Source organism: Streptomyces sp. NPDC029122 (genome assembly GCF_055569445.1).
This window is the reverse complement of the sequence record NZ_JBVHWK010000044.1, coordinates 1-21,568: the sequence shown is the minus strand read 5'-3', so window position 1 is coordinate 21,568 and position 21,568 is coordinate 1. Positions and strand designations below refer to the sequence as shown.

The 21,568-nt window shown below is 70.4% G+C and carries 27 protein-coding genes and 1 tRNA gene; 11 read left to right on the top strand and 17 right to left on the bottom strand.

Translation table 11 applies throughout. The features are described from left to right. Positions 1 to 35 precede the first annotated feature (35 nt). Both ACZ4WZ_RS32665 and ACZ4WZ_RS32660 read right to left on the bottom strand, forming a co-directional pair. Entirely contained in the window at positions 36 to 377 is a 342-nt protein-coding gene (locus ACZ4WZ_RS32665) for a GroES family chaperonin (protein WP_388941012.1), read from the bottom strand. A gap of 68 nt (positions 378 to 445) precedes the next feature. Beyond that, complete coding sequence (locus ACZ4WZ_RS32660; protein ID WP_388941009.1) at positions 446 to 763, bottom strand: DUF3618 domain-containing protein; 318 nt, start codon at positions 761 to 763, stop codon at positions 446 to 448. A gap of 116 nt (positions 764 to 879) precedes the next feature. On the opposite strand from ACZ4WZ_RS32660, the gene bcp reads away from it, so the two are divergent. The 4 genes from bcp (at position 880) to ACZ4WZ_RS32640 (ending at position 3,067) form a co-directional block, all read left to right on the top strand. Beyond that, entirely contained in the window at positions 880 to 1,347 is a 468-nt protein-coding gene (bcp, locus tag ACZ4WZ_RS32655) for a thioredoxin-dependent thiol peroxidase (protein WP_467896570.1), read from the top strand. A gap of 140 nt (positions 1,348 to 1,487) precedes the next feature. Further along, positions 1,488 to 2,114 (top strand): HNH endonuclease signature motif containing protein, encoded by a 627-nt coding sequence (locus ACZ4WZ_RS32650; RefSeq protein ID WP_467896568.1) that lies wholly within the window; start codon positions 1,488 to 1,490, stop codon positions 2,112 to 2,114. After that, positions 2,111 to 2,980 (top strand): HNH endonuclease, encoded by an 870-nt coding sequence (locus ACZ4WZ_RS32645; protein WP_467896566.1) that lies wholly within the window; start codon positions 2,111 to 2,113, stop codon positions 2,978 to 2,980. The genes ACZ4WZ_RS32650 and ACZ4WZ_RS32645 overlap by 4 nt, the downstream gene beginning before the upstream one ends. A gap of 12 nt (positions 2,981 to 2,992) precedes the next feature. Then, a tRNA-Leu gene (locus tag ACZ4WZ_RS32640) sits at positions 2,993 to 3,067 on the top strand. Between the two features lie 56 nt (positions 3,068 to 3,123). Here the strand turns inward: ACZ4WZ_RS32640 and rdgB are convergent. From rdgB to ACZ4WZ_RS32620, 4 genes are all read right to left on the bottom strand, one after another. After that, positions 3,124 to 3,726 (bottom strand): RdgB/HAM1 family non-canonical purine NTP pyrophosphatase, encoded by a 603-nt coding sequence (gene rdgB / locus ACZ4WZ_RS32635; protein ID WP_467896564.1) that lies wholly within the window; start codon positions 3,724 to 3,726, stop codon positions 3,124 to 3,126. A 7-nt stretch (positions 3,727 to 3,733) separates the two neighbouring features. Next, positions 3,734 to 4,120 carry a hypothetical protein gene (locus ACZ4WZ_RS32630; RefSeq protein ID WP_467896562.1) on the bottom strand — a complete coding sequence of 129 codons (387 nt, stop codon included), beginning with the start codon at positions 4,118 to 4,120 and terminating at the stop codon, positions 3,734 to 3,736. A gap of 97 nt (positions 4,121 to 4,217) precedes the next feature. Further along, a complete protein-coding gene (gene rph / locus ACZ4WZ_RS32625) occupies positions 4,218 to 4,952 on the bottom strand; it encodes a ribonuclease PH (RefSeq protein WP_467896560.1) in 735 nt (244 codons plus the stop codon). 105 nt (positions 4,953 to 5,057) lie between these two features. After that, positions 5,058 to 5,366: a PTS sugar transporter subunit IIB gene (locus ACZ4WZ_RS32620; RefSeq protein WP_388940991.1), complete on the bottom strand. Its 309-nt coding sequence runs from the start codon at positions 5,364 to 5,366 to the stop codon at positions 5,058 to 5,060. Positions 5,367 to 5,522: 156 nt separating this feature from the next. Between ACZ4WZ_RS32620 and ACZ4WZ_RS32615 the strand changes: the two genes are divergently transcribed. Beyond that, a complete protein-coding gene (locus ACZ4WZ_RS32615; RefSeq protein ID WP_467896558.1) occupies positions 5,523 to 6,824 on the top strand; it encodes a PTS transporter subunit EIIC in 1,302 nt (433 codons plus the stop codon). A 241-nt stretch (positions 6,825 to 7,065) separates the two neighbouring features. After that, on the top strand, positions 7,066 to 8,322 hold the full coding sequence (locus tag ACZ4WZ_RS32610; RefSeq protein ID WP_467896556.1) for a PTS transporter subunit EIIC: 1,257 nt from the start codon (positions 7,066 to 7,068) through the stop codon (positions 8,320 to 8,322). A gap of 106 nt (positions 8,323 to 8,428) precedes the next feature. Here ACZ4WZ_RS32610 and ACZ4WZ_RS32605 read toward each other — a convergent pair whose 3' ends face one another. After that, positions 8,429 to 9,181 carry an MBL fold metallo-hydrolase gene (locus ACZ4WZ_RS32605; protein WP_467896554.1) on the bottom strand — a complete coding sequence of 251 codons (753 nt, stop codon included), beginning with the start codon at positions 9,179 to 9,181 and terminating at the stop codon, positions 8,429 to 8,431. 216 nt (positions 9,182 to 9,397) lie between these two features. Here ACZ4WZ_RS32605 and ACZ4WZ_RS32600 point away from each other — a divergent pair, with 216 nt between their 5' ends. Continuing rightward, on the top strand, positions 9,398 to 9,808 hold the full coding sequence (locus tag ACZ4WZ_RS32600; protein WP_467896552.1) for a hypothetical protein: 411 nt from the start codon (positions 9,398 to 9,400) through the stop codon (positions 9,806 to 9,808). Next, entirely contained in the window at positions 9,805 to 10,164 is a 360-nt protein-coding gene (locus ACZ4WZ_RS32595) for a DUF488 domain-containing protein (protein ID WP_467896550.1), read from the top strand. Before ACZ4WZ_RS32600 ends, ACZ4WZ_RS32595 begins: the two co-directional genes overlap by 4 nt. 76 nt (positions 10,165 to 10,240) lie before the next feature. Here the strand turns inward: ACZ4WZ_RS32595 and ACZ4WZ_RS32590 are convergent, their stop codons facing one another. The 8 genes from ACZ4WZ_RS32590 to clpS all read right to left on the bottom strand — a co-directional run bounded on the left by ACZ4WZ_RS32590 (position 10,241) and on the right by clpS (position 15,688). Next, positions 10,241 to 10,690: a DUF7144 family membrane protein gene (locus ACZ4WZ_RS32590; protein WP_467896548.1), complete on the bottom strand. Its 450-nt coding sequence runs from the start codon at positions 10,688 to 10,690 to the stop codon at positions 10,241 to 10,243. Positions 10,691 to 10,879: 189 nt separating this feature from the next. After that, positions 10,880 to 11,830, bottom strand: coding sequence for a PLP-dependent cysteine synthase family protein (locus ACZ4WZ_RS32585; RefSeq protein WP_467896546.1), 951 nt, complete (start codon positions 11,828 to 11,830; stop codon positions 10,880 to 10,882). Then, positions 11,830 to 12,117: a MoaD/ThiS family protein gene (locus ACZ4WZ_RS32580; RefSeq protein WP_388940971.1), complete on the bottom strand. Its 288-nt coding sequence runs from the start codon at positions 12,115 to 12,117 to the stop codon at positions 11,830 to 11,832. The genes ACZ4WZ_RS32585 and ACZ4WZ_RS32580 overlap by 1 nt, the downstream gene beginning before the upstream one ends. A gap of 81 nt (positions 12,118 to 12,198) precedes the next feature. Continuing rightward, a complete protein-coding gene (locus ACZ4WZ_RS32575) occupies positions 12,199 to 12,306 on the bottom strand; it encodes a putative leader peptide (protein ID WP_311736929.1) in 108 nt (35 codons plus the stop codon). Between the two features lie 77 nt (positions 12,307 to 12,383). After that, positions 12,384 to 12,806: a M67 family metallopeptidase gene (locus ACZ4WZ_RS32570; protein ID WP_388940968.1), complete on the bottom strand. Its 423-nt coding sequence runs from the start codon at positions 12,804 to 12,806 to the stop codon at positions 12,384 to 12,386. Positions 12,807 to 12,947: 141 nt separating this feature from the next. Beyond that, positions 12,948 to 14,393, bottom strand: a complete 1,446-nt coding sequence (locus ACZ4WZ_RS32565) for an amino acid permease (protein WP_467896544.1) — start codon at positions 14,391 to 14,393, stop codon at positions 12,948 to 12,950. Between the two features lie 378 nt (positions 14,394 to 14,771). Next, entirely contained in the window at positions 14,772 to 15,374 is a 603-nt protein-coding gene (locus ACZ4WZ_RS32560) for a DUF2017 domain-containing protein (protein WP_467896542.1), read from the bottom strand. After that, positions 15,374 to 15,688 carry an ATP-dependent Clp protease adapter ClpS gene (gene clpS / locus ACZ4WZ_RS32555; RefSeq protein ID WP_388940960.1) on the bottom strand — a complete coding sequence of 105 codons (315 nt, stop codon included), beginning with the start codon at positions 15,686 to 15,688 and terminating at the stop codon, positions 15,374 to 15,376. Before clpS ends, ACZ4WZ_RS32560 begins: the two co-directional genes overlap by 1 nt. A gap of 81 nt (positions 15,689 to 15,769) precedes the next feature. On the opposite strand from clpS, the gene ACZ4WZ_RS32550 reads away from it, so the two are divergent. After that, a complete protein-coding gene (locus ACZ4WZ_RS32550) occupies positions 15,770 to 17,101 on the top strand; it encodes a nicotinate phosphoribosyltransferase (protein ID WP_388940957.1) in 1,332 nt (443 codons plus the stop codon). Between the two features lie 144 nt (positions 17,102 to 17,245). Then, a complete protein-coding gene (locus tag ACZ4WZ_RS32545; RefSeq protein WP_467896540.1) occupies positions 17,246 to 17,839 on the top strand; it encodes a nicotinamidase in 594 nt (197 codons plus the stop codon). A 54-nt stretch (positions 17,840 to 17,893) separates the two neighbouring features. Here the strand turns inward: ACZ4WZ_RS32545 and ACZ4WZ_RS32540 are convergent, their stop codons facing one another. After that, a complete protein-coding gene (locus tag ACZ4WZ_RS32540; RefSeq protein ID WP_467896594.1) occupies positions 17,894 to 18,208 on the bottom strand; it encodes a hypothetical protein in 315 nt (104 codons plus the stop codon). A 112-nt stretch (positions 18,209 to 18,320) separates the two neighbouring features. Further along, positions 18,321 to 20,732, bottom strand: coding sequence for an immune inhibitor A domain-containing protein (locus tag ACZ4WZ_RS32535; protein WP_467896538.1), 2,412 nt, complete (start codon positions 20,730 to 20,732; stop codon positions 18,321 to 18,323). Positions 20,733 to 21,139: 407 nt separating this feature from the next. Between ACZ4WZ_RS32535 and ACZ4WZ_RS32530 the strand changes: the two genes are divergently transcribed. Continuing rightward, on the top strand, positions 21,140 to 21,466 hold the full coding sequence (locus tag ACZ4WZ_RS32530) for a hypothetical protein (protein ID WP_467896536.1): 327 nt from the start codon (positions 21,140 to 21,142) through the stop codon (positions 21,464 to 21,466). Positions 21,467 to 21,568: the final 102 nt, after the last annotated feature.

The window sequence follows — 21,568 nt, the reverse complement described above, 5'->3', positions numbered from 1 at the left end:
TGACCCCTGTCACCGGCCCTCTCCCGCAGAACGGATCAGAGGTACAGACCGGTGGAGTCCTTCGACCCCTCCAACCGCTCCGAGGCCACGGCGTGCAGGTCCCGCTCGCGCATCAGCACGTACGTCGCCCCGCGCACCTCCACCTCGGCCCGGTCCTCCGGGTCGTACAGCACGCGGTCGCCCGTCTCGACGCTGCGCACGTTCTGCCCGACCGCGACGACCTCGGCCCAGGCGAGCCGCTTGCCCACCGCGGCCGTCGCCGGAATCAGGATGCCGCCGCCCGAGCGCCGCTCGCCCTCGGGCGTGTCGGACTTCACGAGCACGCGGTCGTGGAGCATGCGGATGGGCAGCTTGTCGTGGGTCGTGTTCTCGCTCACGCCTCGAACCTACCTGCCGCCACCCGCCCCGTGAGCCGGAGGGTGGTCACCGCCTCGTCACCGCCTCGTCACCGCTTGCGGCGCGAGGAGGCCACGAGCAGCCCCACCACGCCGACCGCGAGGAGCACGACCGGCACGATCCGCTCGAGGCGCGGGGCGCCGTCCTCGTGGCGCAGGCCGTCCTTCACGTCGGTGACGAGCCGGTTCACCGCGACGAAGGCGCGGCCGGCCGTGTGGTCCACCGTCGAGGCGACCCGCGCCTTCGCGTCCCCGATGATCGTCTGCGGGTGCATGCGCACGCCGATCTCGTCGAGCGTCTCGGCGAGCTGCTCGCGGCGGCGGACGATGTCCGCCTCGATCTGTGCGGGGGTCCTGGCTTCCGGCACCGCGCTGCCTCCGTCGTCGTGTCGTCACGTATGGGCTTGATCCGTCATGGACAGTCTGTCAGCTCAGTCAGCTTAGGCTCATGCCGTACGGATCCCCTCCCGAGGAGAGCACTGACATGAGCGAGCGACTCCAGCCGGGCGACATCGCCCCCGCCTTCACCCTGCCCGACGCGGACGGCAAGGAGATCTCGCTCGCCGACCACAAGGGCCGCAAGGTCATCGTGTACTTCTACCCGGCGGCCCTGACCCCGGGCTGCACCAAGCAGGCCTGTGATTTCACGGACAACCTGGACGTCCTGGCCACGGCCGGCTACGACGTCATCGGCGTCTCCCCGGACAAGCCGGAGAAGCTCGCGAAGTTCCGCGAGAAGGAGCACCTGAAGGTCACCCTCGTCGGGGACCCGGAGAAGGAGACCCTGACGGCGTACGGGGCGTTCGGCGAGAAGAAGCTGTACGGCAAGACGGTCACCGGGGTGATCCGCTCCACGGTGGTCGTGGACGAGGAGGGCAAGGTCGAGCACGCCTTCTACAACGTCAAGGCCACCGGCCACGTAGCGAAGATCATCAAGGACCTGGGCATCTGACGCCTGCCACCGCCCCGGAAAGCCCCGCACCAGAAGTGGTGCGGGGCTTTCCGTTTATCGCACGAAAAATCCCGTAACGGTCCGGCTACCCGCCCGTTACTCCGTGCGAGGGCCGCACAGGTGGCCGGAAGGGGAGAACCATGCCAGTCCGATACACACGAGAGCTACTGGAAGCCGCAGCCCGCGAGACGAGCAACTGGGACGACGCCGTCCGATGGTGCGGCGGCACCCCGAGCGCCGGAAGCAGGCGCTACCTGCGGGCGAAGATGCGAGAGGCCGAGATCGACTGTTCGCACTTTCCTGCGACATGGGCACGTCACACGGAGGAACGGCTCCGGGAGCTGGTCGCCGAGTCCACGTCCGTCTCGGAGGTGGTCAGTCGCCTGGGCATCAGCAACGTCGGCGGCAACCAAACGCACATCGCCCGGCGGATCGCGTCTCTCGGCATCGACACATCGCATTTCCTCGCCCTGCGGAAGCCGCGCCCCAAGGGGGCTCTGGGACCGACGCTCTCGCTCCGGGACCCGCAGGACGGCCGTGTGCCCGGCGAGCGCTTGCGACGACAGCTACTGAAGGCCGGCGTCCCTGAGGAATGCGCCGAGTGCGGAGTGGGACCGGAGTGGAACAACAAGCCGCTTCGACACGAGGTCGATCACATCAACGGCAACTGGTGGGACAACCGGCGGGAGAACCTGCGGCTCCTGTGCCCCAACTGCCATGCGGCAACGGACACCTACCGCGGACGCAAGGCGAGGAATGCCGCATGAGCCGGGTCAGGTATTCCAGGGAACTGCTCAGCCACACCGCGCCGTTGGCCACTAGCCTGGTCGACCTCATGAAACGCCTGGACACCCCGCTGCTGTCCGGCCCACACCGGTACCTGCGTGACAGGCTGGATCACTACGGCATCGACACGTCCCACTTCGTCGACGAGCCACTGCCCGTCCGGGTCCGGGAGCGCTACACGCAAGAGCGGCTCCGGGAAGCGGCCGCCCGCACGGACAGCATCACGGGGATGCTCGCCCACATGGGCGTCGAACCGTACAGCAGCGCCCACTCCCATATCGCAAAGCTTCTCGACCGGTTCGGGATAGACACGTCCCACTTCTCCCGTCGTGATACTCCCGCATCACGGCGCTTCTTCGCCCGCGAAGAGATCGCGCCTGCTGTCGCCGGCTCGAAGAGCATGGCGGGGGTCATGCGGGCACTCGGCCACCACCCCTCCGACGGTGCCGCACGCGCCAGGGCCAGGCGGAGCATCGAGGAATACGGGCTCCCGACGGAGCACTTCACGGGCCAGGGGCACGCCATCGGCCGACCCTCCCCCACGCGCAAGCCGCCGGAGGCGATCCTGACACGACGCGAAGTCGGCTCCTCTCGCACCCAGACGGCGACGCTGCGTCGAGCCCTGGACGACTTGGGCGTGCCGCACCGATGCGCGGAGTGCGGTACGGGAGACCGTTGGCGGGGCCGTCGGCTCGTCCTGGAGATCGATCACATCAACGGTGACAGGCTCGACAACCGGCGGGAAAACCTCCGCTATCTGTGCCCTTCGTGCCACAGCCAGACGCCGACCTTCGCCAAACGATCAAGGCTGTCACTCCCTTCACAACGAGCATCCGGAGACCAGTAAGGTAGTGGGCGCGGGCCCGTACCCCAGCTGGCCAGAGGGCGCCGGTTTAGGTCCGGTGTGTCGTGGGTTCGAGTCCCACCGGGCCCACCGCATACGGCCGATCACCTCGTCACGAGGTGATCGGCCGTTGTGGTGTCGGGGCCTCAGCCCAGCAGTTCCCGGATCACCGGGACGAGGGCGCGGAAGGCCTGGCCGCGGTGGGAGATGGCGTTCTTCTCGTCCGCCGTGAGTTCCGCGCAGGTGCGGGTCTCGCCCAGGGGCTGGAGGATCGGGTCGTAGCCGAAGCCGCCGCCGCCCGCCGGGGTGTGGCGGAGGGTGCCCAGGAGGCGGCCTTCCACGACGCGTTCGGTGCCGTCCGGGAGGGCGAGGGCCGCCGCGCAGAAGAAGTGGGCGCCGCGGTGTTCCGAGGGGATGTCCCCGAGCTGGGCCAGGAGGAGGTCCAGGTTGGCGCGGTCGTTGCCGTGGGCGCCGGCCCAGCGGGCGGAGAAGATGCCGGGGGCGCCGTTCAGGACGTCGACGCAGAGCCCCGAGTCGTCGGCGACCGCGGGCAGGCCGGTGGCACGGGCCAGGGCGTGGGCCTTGAGGAGGGCGTTCTCGGCGAAGGTGACGCCGGTTTCCTTGACGTCGGGGATCTCGGGGTACGCGTCCGCGCCGACCAGTTCGTGCGGCAGGCCGGCGGCGGACAGGATGGCGCGGAGCTCGGTGACTTTGCCCGCGTTGCGGGTCGCGAGGATCAGGCGGGTCATGCGGCCATTATCCCGGCGTGCAGACCTTGGAGATCTCGGCGGCGGCGTCGGCGACGGGCTGGACGTCGGGGGTGGCGTCGCCGTTGTTGACCGCGGTGCGGACGTTCTTGACGGCCGTGCTCATGGAGTCGACGGCCTTGCCGAGGTCGGCGTTGCCGGTCGTGTCCTTGATCTTCTTGAGGTTGGTCTCGACCTGGTCCAGCGCGTTCTGGGTGTCCTGGACGCTGTTGCCGGCGTTGGAGACGGCCTGCTGGAGGTCGCCCACGCTGTCCGCTATGGCGACGGCCGTGTTGGCGCAGTCCATGGCGGTGGAGATGGCGTCGCAGGACGTCAGGGCGGGGACGGTCAGGACGGCCGCCACGGCTACGGCGGCGATGCGGAGTTTCGGCTTCATGGATTCCCCCGGGAAAGGCTCGGATGCGTGGACGGGCGCACGGTGGTGAGACCGTGCGCCCGTATCCGCGTAGACGCGTGGCCGCGGCCGGTGGTTGCTACGGGACCTGGAGGTCCAGGGCGCCGAGCTGGAGGGCCTCCAGGTCGGCGCAGCCGCCGGCGGCGAGGTCGAGGAGGGCGTTGAGTTCCTTGCGGTCGAAGGGCTCGCCCTCGGCGGTGCCCTGGACCTCGACGAAGCGGCCGTCGCCGGTGCAGACGACGTTCATGTCGGTCTCGGCGCGCACGTCCTCCTCGTAGCAGAGGTCGAGGAGCGGGACGCCGTCGACGATGCCGACGCTGACGGCGGCGACGGTGCCGGTCAGGGGCTTGCGGCCGGCCTTGATGAGCTTCTTCTTCTGGCCCCAGGCGATGGCGTCGGCGAGGGCGACGTAGGCGCCGGTGATGGCGGCGGTGCGGGTGCCGCCGTCGGCCTGGAGGACGTCGCAGTCCAGGACGATGGTGTTCTCGCCGAGGGCCTTGTAGTCGATGACGGCGCGCAGCGAGCGGCCGATGAGGCGGGAGATCTCGTGCGTGCGGCCGCCGATCTTGCCGCGGACGGATTCGCGGTCGCCCCGGGTGTTGGTGGAGCGGGGCAGCATCGAGTACTCGGAGGTGACCCAGCCTTCGCCGCTGCCCTTGCGCCAGCGCGGGACGCCTTCGGTGAAGGAGGCGGTGCAGAAGACCTTGGTGTCTCCGAAGGAGATGAGGACGGAGCCCTCTGCGTGCTTGCTCCATCCGCGTTCGATGGTGACCGGGCGGAGCTGTTCGGGCGTGCGGCCGTCGATGCGAGACATGGTGTGAGCCTAGTCGGTGCGGGGGTACGCGTGGACCCCGTCCGGTGGGCCGGTACGGGGTCCTCGTTCTGCCCCGTGGCGGGGCGGGTGAGCGGTGGGTTCAGCTCACATCATGTCTTCGATCTCGCCGGCGATCGGGTCGGCGTCGGTGCCGATGACGACCTGGATGGCGGTGCCCATCTTGACGACGCCGTGGGCGCCGGCGGCCTTGAGGGCGGCTTCGTCGACGAGGGAGGGGTCGGCGACCTCGGTGCGCAGGCGGGTGATGCAGCCCTCGACCTCTTCGATGTTCTCGATGCCGCCGAGCCCGGCGACGATCTTCTCAGCCTTGGTGGCCATGTGTTTCTCCCTGAGTGTTTCGAAGAACGGGTCTGTGCGGCCGTGCCCGGCTACCCGCTGCGTCCGCTTTGTCACGGTAGCTCAGGTGGCTCACGCTTGGCCTATCTGTGCGGGCGCGGGCCGGGTTCCTGCCGAATGATGACGATCAGCAGCCACCTGCCCACAACTGGTCTACACCAGTGTGCCGCACGGGCTGCGCGTGCCAAAACGGGCCGGTCGAGGGAGACGCGGATGAGCGCGAGCAGCGCAGCGGCGGTGCCGCGCGGGCAGTGGTGGAACGGCTTGTTCCAGGGGCTGCAGAAGATGGGGCGCAGTCTCCAGCTGCCGATCGCGGTGCTTCCGGCCGCGGGCATCCTGAACCGGCTCGGGCAGCCGGACGTGTTCGGTGCGGACGGGCTGGACTGGACGGCCGTGGCCAAGGTGATGGCGGGTGCGGGCGGGGCCCTGCTGGACGCCGATCTGGGTCTGCCCCTCCTGTTCTGCGTCGGCGTCGCGATCGGCATGGCGAAGAAGGCGGACGGCTCGACGGCGCTGGCGGCGGTGGCGGGGTTCCTCGTCTACCGGGGCGTGCTGCACGCCTTCCCGAAGCCGTGTCCGTCCGGCACGAAGGACGTCGGGGGCGGCTGCCTGACTCCGACGGACACCTTCGCCGGGTACGCGTACCAGAATCCGGGGGTGTTCGGCGGCATCGTGATGGGGTTGCTCACGGCCTGGTTCTGGCAGCGCTACCACCGGGTGAAGCTGGTCGACTGGCTGGGCTTCTTCAACGGGCGCCGGCTGGTCCCGATCATCATGTCGTTCGTGGCGATCGCCTTCGCGGCGCTGTGCCTGTGGGTGTGGCCGCCGGTCGGTGACGCGCTGGAGGGCTTCTCGGACTGGCTGGTGGGCCTGGGTGCCTGGGGTGCGGGGATCTTCGGTGTCGCGAACCGGGCGCTGCTGGTGATCGGCCTGCACCAGTTCCTGAACGTGCCGGTGTGGTTCCAGTTCGGCAGTTTCACCAAGCCGGACGGGGCGACGGTCCACGGCGACATCAACATGTTCCTGGCGGGCGATCCGGATGCCGGGCAGTTCCTGAGCGGGTTCTTCCCCATCATGATGTTCGCCCTGCCGGCGGCGGCGCTGGCGATCGCGCACTGTGCGAAGCCGCAGCGGCGCAAGGAGGTCGGCGGGCTGATGCTGTCGGTGGGCCTGACGTCCTTCGTCACGGGGATCACGGAGCCCCTGGAGTACTCCTTCCTCTTCGTGGCGCCGGCGCTGTACGTGGTGCACGCGGTGCTGACGGGAGTGTCGATGGCGGTGACGTGGGCGCTGGGGGTCCACGACGGGTTCAGCTTCTCGGCCGGTCTGATCGACTACGTCATCAACTGGGGTCTGGCGACGAAGCCCTGGCTGATCATTCCCATCGGGCTGGGTTTCGCGGTGGTCTACTACGTGGTGTTCCGCTTCGCGATCACGAGGTGGGACATCCCGACGCCGGGCCGGGAGTCGGACGAGGAGATCGCCGCGATGCAGGCGGAGAACACCAAGGCGTGACGCGCCCTGTGACACGGGCCAGGGCCTCCGGATCCGTTGATCCGGAGGCCCTTCGTCCTGTGGCACAGGCCACAGGAAATCGAAGGTTCCTTATCTAACCCCGACCGTGCTACAACTGGTCTACACCACCCAATGGTGTAGACCATGCGGCTGCCGAGCGGCCTGTGGTCCCCCTTTTCCGAGACGCCGCCACCCCCGTTTTCCATGTCCCCAGGCAGCGCCTTGTCCTCTGGAGGAACCCATGTCCACAGCGACCGCTGCGGAGAAGAAGAAGGGCGCTGGCGTGATGGCCGTCATGCAGCGCATCGGCCGGAGCCTCATGCTCCCCGTTGCCGTGCTGCCCGCCGGCGCTCTGCTCATCCGCCTCGGCCAGGACGACATGCTCGGCAAGGCGTCGCTGCCGGACTTCATCAACAAGATCGCCACGTACATGGCGGCCGGTGGTGACGCGATCATCGGCAACATGGCGCTGCTGTTCGCCGTCGGCATCGCGATCGGCTTCGCCAAGAAGTCCGACGGTTCGACGGCCCTGGCCGCCGTCACCGGTTACCTGGTCTTCCAGAAGGTGCTCGCCACCTTCACCGACTCCAGCCTGCCGAAGATCGCCAAGGTGGTCGACGGCAAGGTCGCGATGGTCGAGGCGCCCGTGGACGCCAAGGTCCTCGGCGGTGTGGTGATGGGCCTCGTCGTCGCCCTGCTCTACCAGAAGTTCTACCGGACCAAGCTGCCGGACTGGGCGGGCTTCTTCGGCGGCCGCCGTCTGGTCCCGATCCTCTCCGCCTTCGCGGGCCTGTTCATCGGCATCCTCTTCGGTCTGATCTGGCCGGTCCTCGGCAAGGGCATCCACGGCTTCGGTGAGTGGCTGGTCGGCTCCGGCGCCGTCGGCGCGGGCATCTTCGGCGTCGCCAACCGCGCGCTGATCCCGGTCGGCATGCACCATCTGCTCAACTCCTTCCCGTGGTTCCAGGCGGGCGAGTACAACGGCAAGAGCGGTGACATCGGCCGCTTCCTCGCCGGCGACCCGAGCGCCGGACAGTTCATGACCGGCTTCTTCCCGATCATGATGTTCGCCCTCCCGGCCGCCTGCCTGGCGATCGTCCACTGCGCCCGCCCCGAGCGCCGCAAGGTCGTCGGCGGCATGATGTTCTCCCTCGCGCTCACCGCGTTCGTCACCGGTGTCACCGAGCCGATCGAGTTCACCTTCATGTTCATCGCCCCGGTGCTGTACGCCGTCCACGCGGTCCTGACCGGTGTGTCCATGGCGCTGACCTGGGCCCTCGGCATGAAGGACGGCTTCGGCTTCTCCGCCGGCGCGATCGACTTCTTCCTGAACCTGGGCATCGCCACCAAGCCGTGGATGCTCGTCCTGGTGGGTCTGTGCTTCGCGGCCCTCTACTACGCGATCTTCCGCTTCGCGATCACCAAGTGGAACCTGCCCACCCCGGGCCGCGAGTCGGACGAGGAGCTCGCCGAGCTGGCGAAGGCCGAGGCCAAGTAGGACCCCCCGGGGCCTCTCACGGCCCCGGGGTTTCGCAGGCGGCACTGCGCGACGCGGCCCCCGCTCTCCCGGAAGGGAGGCGGGGGCCGCGTCGTGCTCCCGTACGTCAGACCTCGTACTCGGCGCCCGCGTACGCGAGGTCGACCGGGCCGTCGTAGACCGCCCGGGCGTCCGCGAGGTTCTGCGCGGCGTCCGTCCACGGCGGGATGTGCGTCAGCACGAGCCGCCCGACCCGCCCGTCGCGCGCGTACTCGCCCGCCTCGCGGCCGTTGAGGTGGAGGTCCGGGATGTCCTCCTTGCCGTGCGTGAAGGACGCCTCGCACAGGAAGAGGTCGGCGCCCTCCGCCAGCTTGCCCAGCTCGGGGCAGACCCCGGTGTCACCGGAGTACGCCAGCACGCGCCCGCCGTGCTCGACGCGGATGCCGTACGACTCGACCGGGTGGCAGACCTTCTCCGTGCGGACCGTGAACGGGCCGATCTCGAAGGCGGCGGACTTCAGCGTGCGGAAGTCGAAGACCTCGCTCATCGAACGCTCGTCGGGGACGTCCTCGTACGCCGTGATCAGGCGCTGCTCGGTGCCCTCGGGCCCGTAGACGGGGATGGTCCCGCAGCGGCCGCCCTCGTGCCGGTAGTAGCGGGCGACGAAGTAGGCGCACATGTCGATGCAGTGGTCGGCGTGCAGATGGCTCAGGAAGATCGCGTCGAGGTCGTAGAGGCCGCAGTGGCGCTGGAGCGCTCCGAGGGAACCGTTGCCCATGTCGAGGAGCAGCCGGAAGCCGTCGGCCTCGACGAGATAGCTCGAACATGCCGAATCCGCGGCCGGGAAGGACCCCGAACAGCCGACGACGGTGAGCTTCATGGAGCGTGAACCTCCGTGGACGGTCCGTGGACGGAATGCGGGCCGTGCGTGGGTCGAGCGTAAGGCGCGAAACCTCCGGTCGCTCCTCCGCGGCGGGCCGTTGTGGGGGGAATCACCTGCCGTGTCACCCAGGGGAGCGACGGGGGGTACGGGCGTTGCCGTTCCGCGGCGTGCCGTTGCCGCGCCGGGTGCCGCCCGCGCGGCTACGGTCGGAACATGGACACGTCGTGGTGGCCCGCTCTCCTGGCGGCGGTCGCCGTGGCGGTGGTGGTGCTGCTCCCCCGGCGGAGCAGGGCGGTGACGGTGGCGCCCCCGCCGCGCGGAACGGCGCCGCCGCCGCGGGTGCGGCCGGGCGAGCTGTGGCGCCTGGCGGACGGCCGGACCTGCCTGGTGCTGGCGGTACGGGCGCACCGGGCGCGGGTGGCCTGGATCGCCGGGAAGTACGACGACCGGCGGGCCGGGGTGATCCCGCTGCCGCCGGGGACGGCCGGCGCGCACGGCCGGGGCGGGTTCCTGGAGGCGGACCGGCCCGAGGAGGTGTCGCTGTGGGAGTTCCGCACACCCATGGGGACTCTGGACCCGGTGCTGTGGGACGAGGCCAAGGGGCTGGGGGGCGGTGCGGGGTGATCCGGCTGCGGCGCGTCTACGATCCTCCCGAGCCGGGGGCGGACGGGGTGCGGGTCCTCGTGGACCGGCTGTGGCCCCGGGGGCTGTCGAAGGCGGCGGCCGCGGTGGACGAGTGGCCGCGGGCGGTGACGCCGTCGGCGGAGCTGCGCACGTGGTTCCACGCGGGCGGTTCGCCGCAGGAGTTCCGCCAGCGGTACGAGGCGGAGCTGGCGGCTCCGGAGGCCCGGGCGGAACTGGTCCGGCTGCGGGAGGTGGCGGCGGCGGGCCCGCTGACCCTGCTGACGGCGGTCAAGGACCCCGCCGCCAGTCACGCGGCGGTGCTGGCCGAGCTGCTGGGCGACGCCGACGGGGCGTGACGGCGCGCCGCACCCGCCGCGGGGTGCGGGGGTGCGGCGCGGAGCCGGGGCGGGGGCCGGGCGGCCGGACGCCGCGTCAGACGCGGGCGCCGGTCCTGTCCGTGCACAGCGCCCAGATGACGAACACCCCGACGGCGATCGCGATGAGCGCCCACAGGGGCTGGTAGGGCAGCCACAGGAAGTGGAACACCACCGAGAGGGCGGCCAGGACGACGCCGGCGGTCCGGCCCCACGGGGCGCCCTTGAGGATGCCGACGCCGACGACGAGGACGACGGCGCCGAGGACCAGGTGGATCCAGCCCCACGCGGTGAGGTCGAACCTGAAGGTGTAGTCGCCGACCGGCAGGTACACCTCGTCCCGGGCGAGGGCGGCGATGCCCTCCAGGACGCTGAACACGCCGCTGACGGCCATCAGGACACCGGCGAAGGCGGCACCGCCGGTGGCCCACGCGTCGGCGGAGCCCGGTCCTGGGCCGCGGGCGCCGGCCGGGGCCGAGGGGGAGGTACTGCCCGGGGTGGTGGTCATGTCGCCACCTTCCTGCTGGGGGAACCGGTCGTACCGAGCGTGCGCGCGGGGGTCCGGCCGGGCGACCCGGTGGGGGCCGGCCGGGTGAACCGGCGCTCCGACGCCGGAACGCGGGACGCCGCCGGGTCCGCGTGCTTGCGGTCCCGGCGGCGTCATCGAGCCGCGCCGTGCGTGCCGTGCGTACGGGCCTCAGGCCCAGAGCTGGCCCTGGAGGACCTCGATGGCCTCTTCCGTGGTCGCCGCCGTGTAGACGCCGGTCGACAGGTACTTCCAGCCGCCGTCGGCCACGACGAAGACGATGTCGGCGGACTCCCCGGCGGCGACCGCCTTGCGGCCCACGCCGATCGCCGCGTGCAGCGCGGCTCCGGTGGAGACGCCCGCGAAGATGCCCTCCTGCTGGAGGAGTTCACGGGTGCGGGTCACCGCGTCGGCCGAGCCGACCGAGTAGCGGGTGGTGAGCACCGAGGCGTCGTACAGCTCGGGGACGAAGCCCTCGTCGAGGTTGCGCAGGCCGTAGACGAGGTCGTCGTAGCGCGGCTCGGCGGCGACGATCTTCACTCCGGGGACGTTCTCGCGGAGGTAGCGGCCGACGCCCATGAGGGTGCCCGTCGTGCCCAGGCCCGCCACGAAGTGGGTGATCGACGGGAGGTCGGCGAGGATCTCCGGGCCGGTCGTGGCGTAGTGGGCGCCCGCGTTGTCCGGGTTCCCGTACTGGTAGAGCATCACCCAGGAGGGGTTCTGCTCCGCCAGCTCCTTCGCCACCCGTACCGCGGTGTTGGAACCGCCCGCGGCCGGCGACGAGATGATCTCGGCTCCCCACATCGCGAGAAGGTCGCGGCGTTCCTGCGAGGTGTTCTCCGGCATCACGCACACGATCCGGTAGCCCTTGAGCTTCGCGGCCATCGCGAGCGAGATGCCCGTGTTGCCGGAGGTCGGTTCCAGGATGGTGCAGCCGGGCGACAGTCGGCCGTCCTTCTCCGCCTGCTCGACCATGTGGAGCGCGGGGCGGTCCTTGATCGAGCCGGTCGGGTTGCGGTCCTCCAGCTTGGCCCAGATGCGGACGTCCGCCGAGGGGGACAGTCGCGGCAGGCGCACCAGCGGGGTGTTGCCGACCGCCGCGAGGGGGGAGTCGTACCGCATTACTTCGAGCCGCCGGCCACGGCCGGGAGGATGGTGACGCTGTCGCCGTCCTTGAGGGCGGTGGAGATGCCGTCGATGAAGCGGACGTCCTCGTCGTTGAGGTAGACGTTCACGAAGCGGCGCAGCTGGCCGCCGGCGTCCTGGTCGACGAGTCGCTCGCGAATGCCCTTGTGGCGGGTCTCCAGGTCCGCGAACAGCTCGGAGAGGGTGGCGCCCTCGCCGTTGACGGCCTTCTCGCCGTCGGTGTAGGTGCGGAGGATGGTGGGGATGCGGACCTCGATGGCCATGGCAGGCTCCAGTGTCGTGAAAGGGGCGAAGGAGTGTGCGGGCGCGCGTTCGTGCTGCCCCGCGCGGAGGGGGCCGGGTGCTCAGGCGGCAGGACAGATGGCGCTGGCGAGGCGGCACAGGTCGACGTGCAGCCGCGCCACGAGCAGCAGCCTGCCGGGCGTCTCGATGCTCACGTCGTGGGAAACCATGCGGTCATGTTAACGATTCCCGGTCCCCCGTTTGGAGTGTGATCCCGCATCGTGGACGCCGTCGGCTCACATCGTGGTCAGTAGGCGGCCACGACCTGCACTTCTTCCTCCGTGATCACGCCGTCGACGATCCGGTAGGAGCGGAACTGGAACTCGCCGAGGCCGTCCTGGTCGGCCGTGGAGACCAGGACGTAGTGCGCGCCGGGCTCGTTCGCGTACGTGACGTCCGTGCGCGAGGGGTAGGCCTCGGTGGCGGTGTGCGAGTGGTAGACGATCACGGGGTCCTCGTCCCGGTCGTCCAGTTCGCGGTAGAGCTTGAGCAGATCCTTCGAGTCGAACTCGTAGAACGTGGGCGAGCGGGCCGCGTTGAGCATCGGGATGAACCGCTCGGGGCGGCCGGTGCCCGCCGGGCCGGCCACCACGCCGCACGCCTCGTCCGGGTGGTCCTTGCGGGCGTGCTCGACGATCTGGTCGTACAGGGCCTGGGTGAGGGTCAGCATGAGCCACAGGATAAGCAGACGGGCCCTCTCGTACCGAGGAGTGGTACGCGAGGGCCCGAATGGTGGACACAACGCCCCGGGCGCGGGGCCCGGGGCGTGTTTCCCGGCCGTGACGGCGGCCGGGGGCTCAGGTTCCGCGGGTCAGCGGGCGACCTTGTTGAAGGCGGCTCCGCGCGGGTTGCGGGCCTTGAGGACCAGGTAGGAGACACCCAGGACCAGACCCCACAGCGGGGCGCAGTAGAGCGAGACGCGGGAGTCCTTGTCGACGCCCATCATCACGATGACCATGCCGATGAACAGCAGGGCGAACCAGCTGGTCCAGGGGGCGCCGGGGGCGCGGAAGGAGGACTGGGGCAGCTCCCCGCGGTCGGCCTTGGCGCGGTAGCGGATCTGGCAGACCAGGATCATGACCCAGGCCCACATGCCGGAGATGGTGGCGAAGGAGACGACGTAGTCGAAGGCCTTGCCCGGGGCGACGTAGTTGATCCAGACGCCGACCAGCATCAGGGCGGCGGAGAAGGTGGTGCCGACCAGCGGGGTGCCGTTCTTCGTGAGCTTGGTGAAGAACTTCGGGCCCTGGCCGTTGAGCGCGAGGTCGCGCAGCATGCGGCCGGTGGAGTACATGCCCGAGTTGCAGGAGGACAGGGCGGCGGTCAGCACGACGAAGTTGACGATCGCGGCGCCGATGCCGAGGCCCATCTTCTCGAAGGCGAGGACGAAGGGGCTCTCGCCGGCCTTGAAGTTGGACCACGGGATGACCGACATGATCATGATGAGCGCGCCGACGTAGAAGACGGCGATGCGCCACGGCACGGTGTTGATGGCCTTGGGCAGGGTCTTCGCGGGGTCCTTGGACTCGCCGGCGGTGACGCCGACCAGCTCGACCGCGAGGAAGGCGAACATCACGATCTGCAGGGTCATCAGCGTCTCGCCGATGCCGTTGGGGAAGAAGCCGCGGTCGCTCCACAGGTTGGAGACGGAGGCGGTGGCGGCCGCGTCGGAGAAGCCGATGGTGAGGATGCCGGCGCAGATCAGGATCATGCCGACGATGGCGGTGACCTTGACCATGGAGAACCAGAACTCCAGCTCACCGAAGAGCTTCACGGAGATCAGGTTGGCGGCGTAGAGGATCACGGTGAAGATCAGGGCGTACGCCCACTGCGGGAAGCTGTCGTCCGTCCAGTACGCCATGTACTTCGCGGCGGCGGTGACCTCGGTGATGCCGGTGACCACCCAGAACAGCCAGTACGTCCAGCCGGTCGCGTAACCCCAGAACGGGCCCAGGAACTCGCGGGCGTAGTCCGAGAAGGAGCCGGAGACGGGGCGGTACATGAGCAGTTCGCCCAGGGCCCGCATGATGAAGAAGATGACCAGTCCGGCGATGGCGTAGGCCAGGATCAGACTCGGTCCGGCCTTGGAGATCGCCTTGCCCGCGCCGAGGAACAGGCCGGTGCCGATGGCTCCGCCGATCGCGATCATCTGGATCTGGCGGGCTCCGAGCGCCCGGTGGTAACCCTCCCCGTCGCCCTCGCCCTGACCGCCCTCGCCGGGCGTCCTGTCGTGCTGCTCGACCTGCACAGAGGTCATGTCTTGGTGCGCCTTTCTCCACGCCGACCCGCGCCTGGAACGGCTGCGGATCGGGTCCTCGATCCCCCCGGATACGGATGGAGTGCACGCCGGCGGTCAGCCGGTTCAAGCGGGCCGGGGGACATGGGTGGCGTCCCGTCGGCGATCGTGAAGATTTATCACGGGCTTACGGGTGGGAAAAGGGCGCAGAAGCGGCCTTCGGCACGGTAATACCGGGACATAGCCGCTGAAATGGATCAGATCACCGCATGGCGGTGATCTGATCGTTATCCGGATTTGAGCGTCCGCTGAGCGAACGCGAAGGCGCATTTGACGTTCGCCGGCCGCACGCCGGGCGATCGGCGGACGGCCGTCGGCCCCGCGGCCGCCCGCGCGCGGTCAGAGGGTCTCGATGAGCGTCTCCTGGAGCCCGCCCAGCCAGAGGTACGCCATCACCATCGGCTTGCGCGGGTCGTCGTCCGGGAGCCGGAACAGCATCGCGCTCTCGTCGTCCTCGGCGATGTCGAGCCGGGCCGCGATGGTCAGCCGCAGGTCGTTGAGCGCGCCGAGCCAGCGCAGCGGCAGCTCGCCGGTCAGCTCCAGCACCGCCGCCCCGTCGCCGGCCGGGGTGAGGGTGTCGAGGCTGCGTACGACGGCCAGCGCGTCCTCCCGCTTGCGGGTGCGCAGGTCGTTCTCGGTGAAGCGGCGGAACTCCGCCGAGCGGGCCCGCAGCTCCTCGGCGTCCTGCCCCGGGCGCGGGCCCTCGGGGCCCCCGTAGGCGTCGGGGAAGAGCCGGGCCAGCGCCGGGTCGGACGGGGGTTCGGTGGGGCCGTCGGAGGCGAACAGCGCCGCCAGCGGGTCGGCGTCCGCCTCGGGTTCCGGCTCGCCCGGACCGATCAGCTCCAGCAGCTGCACGGCCAGCGAGCGCAGGATGGAGATCTCGATCTCGTCCAGGGCCACGGCGGCCCCGCCGCCCTTCAGCGGCTCGAACACGCCGCCCATCAGCCGCGGTCCTGCGAGAGGGTCGCCCACAGCCCGTAGCCGTGCATGGCCTGCACGTCCCGCTCCATCTCCTCGCGGGTGCCGCTGGAGACGACCGCCCTGCCCTTGTTGTGGACGTCGAGCATCAGCCTGGTCGCCTTGTCCTTGGGGTATCCGAAGTACGCCTGGAACACGTACGTCACGTAGCTCATGAGGTTGACCGGGTCGTTGTGCACCAGGGTCACCCACGGGACGTCCGGTTCGGGGACCGCGAAGGTCTCCTCGGCGGATTCGGTGCGTTCGATCTCAATAGGAGCAACACTCACTCGTCCCATGCTGCCACTGTGGCGGGCCGGTCGCACAAACGGACCCCCACATCTCGTCAGTTTGACGAAATGTGCGCTAGCATCCGTGGCATGAACCCTGCGGACCTGGGCCTGCCGGTGGACGTGCCGTCGACAGCGCTCTTCACGGATCACTACGAGCTGACGATGCTCCAGGCAGCCCTGGCGAACGGCACCGCCGACCGCCGCTCGGTCTTCGAGGTCTTCACCCGGCGGCTGCCCGAGGGGCGCCGCTACGGGGTGGTGGCGGGCACCGGGCGCGTCCTGGACGCCGTCGAGAACTTCCGGTTCGACAGCGCGGTGCTGGAGTTCCTGCGGGACCGGGCCGTGGTCGACATGCGGACGCTGGACTGGCTCGCGTCGTACCGCTTCTCGGGTGACATCTGGGGCTACCCCGAGGGGGAGGTCTACTTCCCCGGGTCGCCGGTCCTGCGGGTCGAGGGCAGCTTCGCCGAGTGCGTGCTGCTGGAGACGGTGATCCTCTCGATCCTCAACCACGACTCCGCCATCGCGGCGGCCGCCTCCCGGATGGCCTCGGCCGCCGGTGACCGGCCGCTGATCGAGATGGGGGCGCGCCGGACGCACGAGCTGGCGGCGGTCGCGGCCTCGCGGGCCGCGTACGTGGGCGGCTTCAGCTCCACCTCGGACCTGGCGGCCGGCTTCCGGTACGGGATCCCGACGGTCGGCACCAGCGCGCACGCCTTCACCCTCGTGCACGACAGCGAGCGGGACGCCTTCACCGCGCAGGTCACCTCGCTGGGCAGCGGGACCACCCTGCTGGTGGACACGTACGACGTCGCGGAGGCGGTCCGCACGGCGGTGGACGTCGCCGGGACGGGCCTGGGGGCGGTGCGCATCGACTCCGGCGACCTGCTGCTGGTGGCGCACCGGGTGCGCCAGCAGCTGGACGAGCTGGGCGCCACGGGCACCCGGATCGTGGTCACCTCCGACCTGGACGAGTACGCCATCGCCTCGCTGGCGGCCGCACCCGTGGACGCGTACGGGGTGGGGACCCAGCTGGTGACCGGCAGCGGGCACCCGACGTGCTCGATGGTCTACAAGCTGGTCGCGCGGGCGGCGTCGGCCGACCCGAAGGCGCCGCTGGTGCCGGTGGCGAAGAAGTCCTCGGGCGGCAAGACCTCCGTCGGCGGGCGCAAGTGGGCGGCGCGCCGGCTGGACTCCGACGGGGTCGCCGAGGCGGAGGTCGTCGGCACGGGACCGGTCCCGGCCGCGCTGGCCGACGCCCAGCTGCTGGTCCAGCTGGTGAAGGGGGGCGAGGTGGTGGCCCGCGAGCCGCTGGAGGCCGCCCGCGATCGCCACCGCACGGCCCGCGCCGGGCTGCCCCTCTCCGCGACCCAGCTCTCCCGGGGCGAGGCCGTGCTCCCGACGGAGACCCTTTACTGAGGCCGCCCCCGCGCGGCGGCCCGGCCCCGCGGCGTTCTCCGGGGGTCGGTCCCGCAGTTTCGGGAAGGGGCGCGGTGGGGCAAGAGCCCCCGCGGGGCCCGCCGCACCGCACGACCACACACACCGACCCGAAGGACACGCGACATGCACCGCGCACTGATCGTCGTCGACGTACAGAACGACTTCTGCGAGGGCGGCAGCCTCGCGGTCACCGGCGGGGCCGACGTCGCCGCCGCGATCACCGAGCTGATCGGGCAGACCACCCCCGGCTACCGGCACGTCGTCGCGACGCGGGACCACCACGTCGACCCGGGGTCGCACTTCGCCCGGCCCCCGGCCGAACCGGACTACGAGACGTCCTGGCCGGTGCACTGCGTCGCCGGGACCGAGGGCGTCGGCTTCCACCCGAACTTCGCCCCCGCCGTCGCCTCCGGGGCGGTCGCCGCGGTCTTCGACAAGGGCGCCTACGAGGCCGCGTACAGCGGTTTCGAGGGCACCGACGAGAACGGCCGGGGCCTCAGCGAATGGCTGCGGGAGCGGCACGTGAGCGAGGTGGACGTGGTCGGCATCGCCACCGACCACTGCGTGAAGGCCACCGCCCTCGACGCCGCCCGCGCCGGCTTCACCACCCGCGTCCTGCTGGACCTGACGGCCGCCGTGGCCCCGCACACCACCGGGAAGGCGCTGGAGGAGCTCCGGGCGGCCGGCGTGACCCTGGTCGGCGGCCAGAACGCCTGAGCCGGCCGGAGCGGGCGCCGGGCGCGCGGTGGCCCGGGGCGGCCCGAGCCCGGGTCAGCCGCCCAGGAGGGCGCGGATCGGGTGCCAGAGTTCCTGCGCGCGGTCCGGTGCCCCGCGCCACAGCAGGCCGTCGGGGTGGTGGAGGACGGCGGTGACCTCGTCCGGGGTGGGGGGCTGCGCGTTGCCCCGCAGGTACACGGCCCGCATGCCGAGGTTCCGCAGCCTGGTCAGGGCGCGGGCCCGGTTCGCGGCGTGTACCAGTACGCGTACGTTTCCGTCGTCGCCGCCCTCGGCGGACGGCGGCCGCGGCAGCGTGAGCGCGACCACCACGCTGCCGCCTGGCAATCTGACGAAACCTCCACCGGGCATGATCTTCAGCTCCCCCGTCAATAAGAACAGTCGCCCACGCATCTAAACGCGATCGGCCGCCGCCCGCTAGAGGGCGACGGCCGATCATGCTTTGACCTGCGGCTTTACCGAGTTACTTCACGGCGGGGCCGACCTCGATCGTCATCTGGAGGCCGTCGTAGGTCTCCTTGGCGATCTTGATCTTGGTGTTGGTGTCAGTGACCTTCACCGAGCCGGTCGGGTTCTCGTCGTAGTAGTACTTGCCCTTGTGGTCGTCGAAGACCATGTTCGCGGGCTTCGGCTTGACGAAGAGGGACTCGCCGTTCTTGTGCAGGGTGAAGGCGTCCGTGGAGTACGCGCTGAACGTGGCGTCGTACGGCTGGATCTTGTTCCGCAGCAGGGTGCCGTCCGACCACTTCATCGGCTTGGCGTTGGCGTCCACCGGCAGGATCAGGCCCTGGCCCGGGTGCTGGCTGGTGTTGTTGTCCTTCTGGGACTTGTCCCACAGCCAGATCAGCAGACCGTCCTGGTAGGGGTAGTGCTCGACCCAGCCCGGCTTGGTGTTGGCCCAGCCGAAGTTGTACGGGCCCACCTTGAGGGTGGAGTCGTACGAGACGTAGCGGCGGTTCTCCACGAGGTAGTACTGCGGGTACTCCTTGGTGAAGCCCGCGCCGATCCGCTCGAAGCCCTTGCCGGTCCAGCCGTTGTCGCCGTTCTCGGCGCCGTCGGTGAACAGCGCGGCGCCGTCCGCGGTCAGGGTGACGGCGTCGGCCGTGAAGCCCTTGCCGCCCGCGCCGCCGTCCGTCTGGTAACGGAAGCGGAGGTCGACCTTCTTGCCCGCGTAGGCGTCCAGCGGGAAGTTCAGCGCCTTCCAGGCGCCGGAGGTGCCGGTCAGCGACGGGCTGCCGGAGGCGTCGGCCGGGATGGCCGCACCGTCGGCGGTGCCGGCCAGGGCGGTCCAGGTGGCGCCGCCGTCCGTGGACACCTCGGTGTAGAGGAAGTCGTAGTCGGCCTCGATGTCCCACCAGCCCTTGAGGGAGAGGGCGGCGGACTTCTTGCCGGTCAGGTCGACCGACCGGGTCAGGGTGTTCTTGAGGTCGTCACCCATCTGGCTCCACCACTGCGAGGAACCCTCGGCGGGAGCGACGATGTCGGTCTTGACCTGCTTCTTCGGCAGCTCGACGACCAGCGCCTGCTTGTCCTTGGTGTTGTACTCGGCCACGCCCAGCTTGTGGGTGGACTTCGTCGCGGCCTTGGCCGTGTCGTAGTTCAGCCAGCCCAGCTGGAGCTTGTCCCAGGCGGTCATGTCGCCCGGGAGGTCGCCTATGGAGTCCTTGCCCTGGCCGAGCCAGGAGCCCGCGGACATCAGGGACCAGAAGCCGACCGAGTTCTCGCCGCCACCGGAGGTGTCGTACAGGTCCGGCAGGCCGAGGTCGTGGGCGTACTCGTGCGCGAAGACGCCCAGGCCGCCGTTCTCCGGCTGCACCGTGTAGTCGCCGACCCAGATGCCGGTGTCGCCGATCTGGGTACCGCCGGCCTTGTTGTTCGCCGGGCCGGTCTTGCCGACGTCCGTGCCGTACGCGTACCAGCGGTGCGCCCACAGCGCGGTCTTGCCCTGCGCGCCGCCGCCGGCCGACTCGTCCTCGCCCGCGTGGACGATCTGGAAGTGGTCGATGTAGCCGTCGGACTCGTTGAAGTTGCCGTCGCCGTCGAAGTCGTTGCGGTCCCACTGGTCGTACTGCGCCAGCTGGGCCTTGATCTGGGCGTCGGTCTTGCCGGCCTTCTTCTGGGCCTCCGTCCACGCGGTGACGCCGTCGCGGACGGTGTCCCACACGTTGGAGCAGTTGGACTGGCCGCAGAAGTTCGAGCCGTAACGGGCCTCGTTGTACGGGACCTTGACCCAGTCGGAGACCTCGCCCTCGACCGAGTAGCGGCCCGAGGAGGTCTTCTCGTAGTAGGTCTTCAGCGACTCCTTGCCCTGACCCGTACCGAAGTACAGGTCCTGGAAGTACTCGCGGCTGAAGTCCTTGCGCCAGGCCGTGCTGTTGTTGGTCGCGCGGTCGGGCTGCGCGATCGTGTTGTGCAGCGGGCCGGGGGTGCCGCCGTACTTCGGCTCGGCCGGCTTCGGGCCCTCGGGGCCGTCAGGGTCGTGCATGGTCGTGTTGTCGACCTGGTCGCCGAACTCCACGAGGATCGTGAAGATCTTGTCGGTCTTCTCGCGGCCCAGCTCGACGTACTTCTTGTCGTCGAGCTTGACGACCTTCGAAGCACCGCGCTGCTCGACGTTCTTCTTGCCCGTCAGCACCTGGTCGAGGGCTGCTTCGCGCGCCTGCGCGTTCTGCTTGCTGAACGGGGTTTCGAGGTTGTGCTGGACCTGCTCCTTCGCGGGGGAGCTCGGGTCCTGCTTGTCGACAGCCGGAGCGTTGCCCGAAGCGGTGGTGGCCTGGGCCGTGGTGAAGAAGGCGCCCGAGGCCGCGGTGGCGGCCAGGGTCACGCCGACGGCGGCGGCGCGCAGCGCGCGACGCCTGGCGGAGTTTGCGGTCACTTGATGTCGTTCCCCTCCCGCGGCCGCAACGTGGGTCGGAACGTCTCCATAGGAGCGGGGGGTTCCGCGCGGCGCGCGTCTCAAGTGACGACATTTGACCGGAGAGTCTAAAGAAAAGACAGACCTTGACTTCTTCCTTACAACTGCACTATGCGGTCAGCGAGTTCCGCTATTCGGACGTTCCGTCGCCATACCGCCCCATCCGGGGCGAAGACCTCCCCGTGGCCCGGGCATTCCGGGTATTGCGACCGGACGTGCGACGCCGTGCGCCCCTCCGTGCCCCGGCACCGTGGGTAAGCTCACGCTTACCTGTCACTCCGTCCGGGCAAGCCCTAGGGGAGTCACTTGACGCGTGCGCGATCTGTTGAGGCGACTCCCCCCTCCACGCCTCGAGGACGGAAGAAGCCATGCCGCGTCCGACTGCCGCACAGCTCGCCTACGGCTCCGCCACCGTCGTCGTGTCGACGATCGCCATGCTGCTGCTCTCGCGGACGAGCACCGGGATCGGGGTCGCGGTCATCTCCGCCGCCGCGCTCGTCCTGGGGCTGCTGGTCGCGCTCACGGTTCCGGTCCCCCGCCGCCGCGGCCGGCACGCGGCGCGGCGGACCGGCGGGCAGGGCGCCGGGGCGTCCGCCGGGCGGGGGGCCGCGCCCGCCGGGCCGGCGGCGGGGGCGGACGCCTCCCGGGTGCCCGGGCCCCGCACGGCCTCCGCGGACCACCCCGTCCACCACTGACCGGACCCCGGCGGGGGGGGGGGGGGGGGGGGGGGGGGGGGGGGGGGGGGGGGGGGGGGGGGGGGGGGGGGGGGGGGGGGGGGGGGGGGGGGGGGGGGGGGG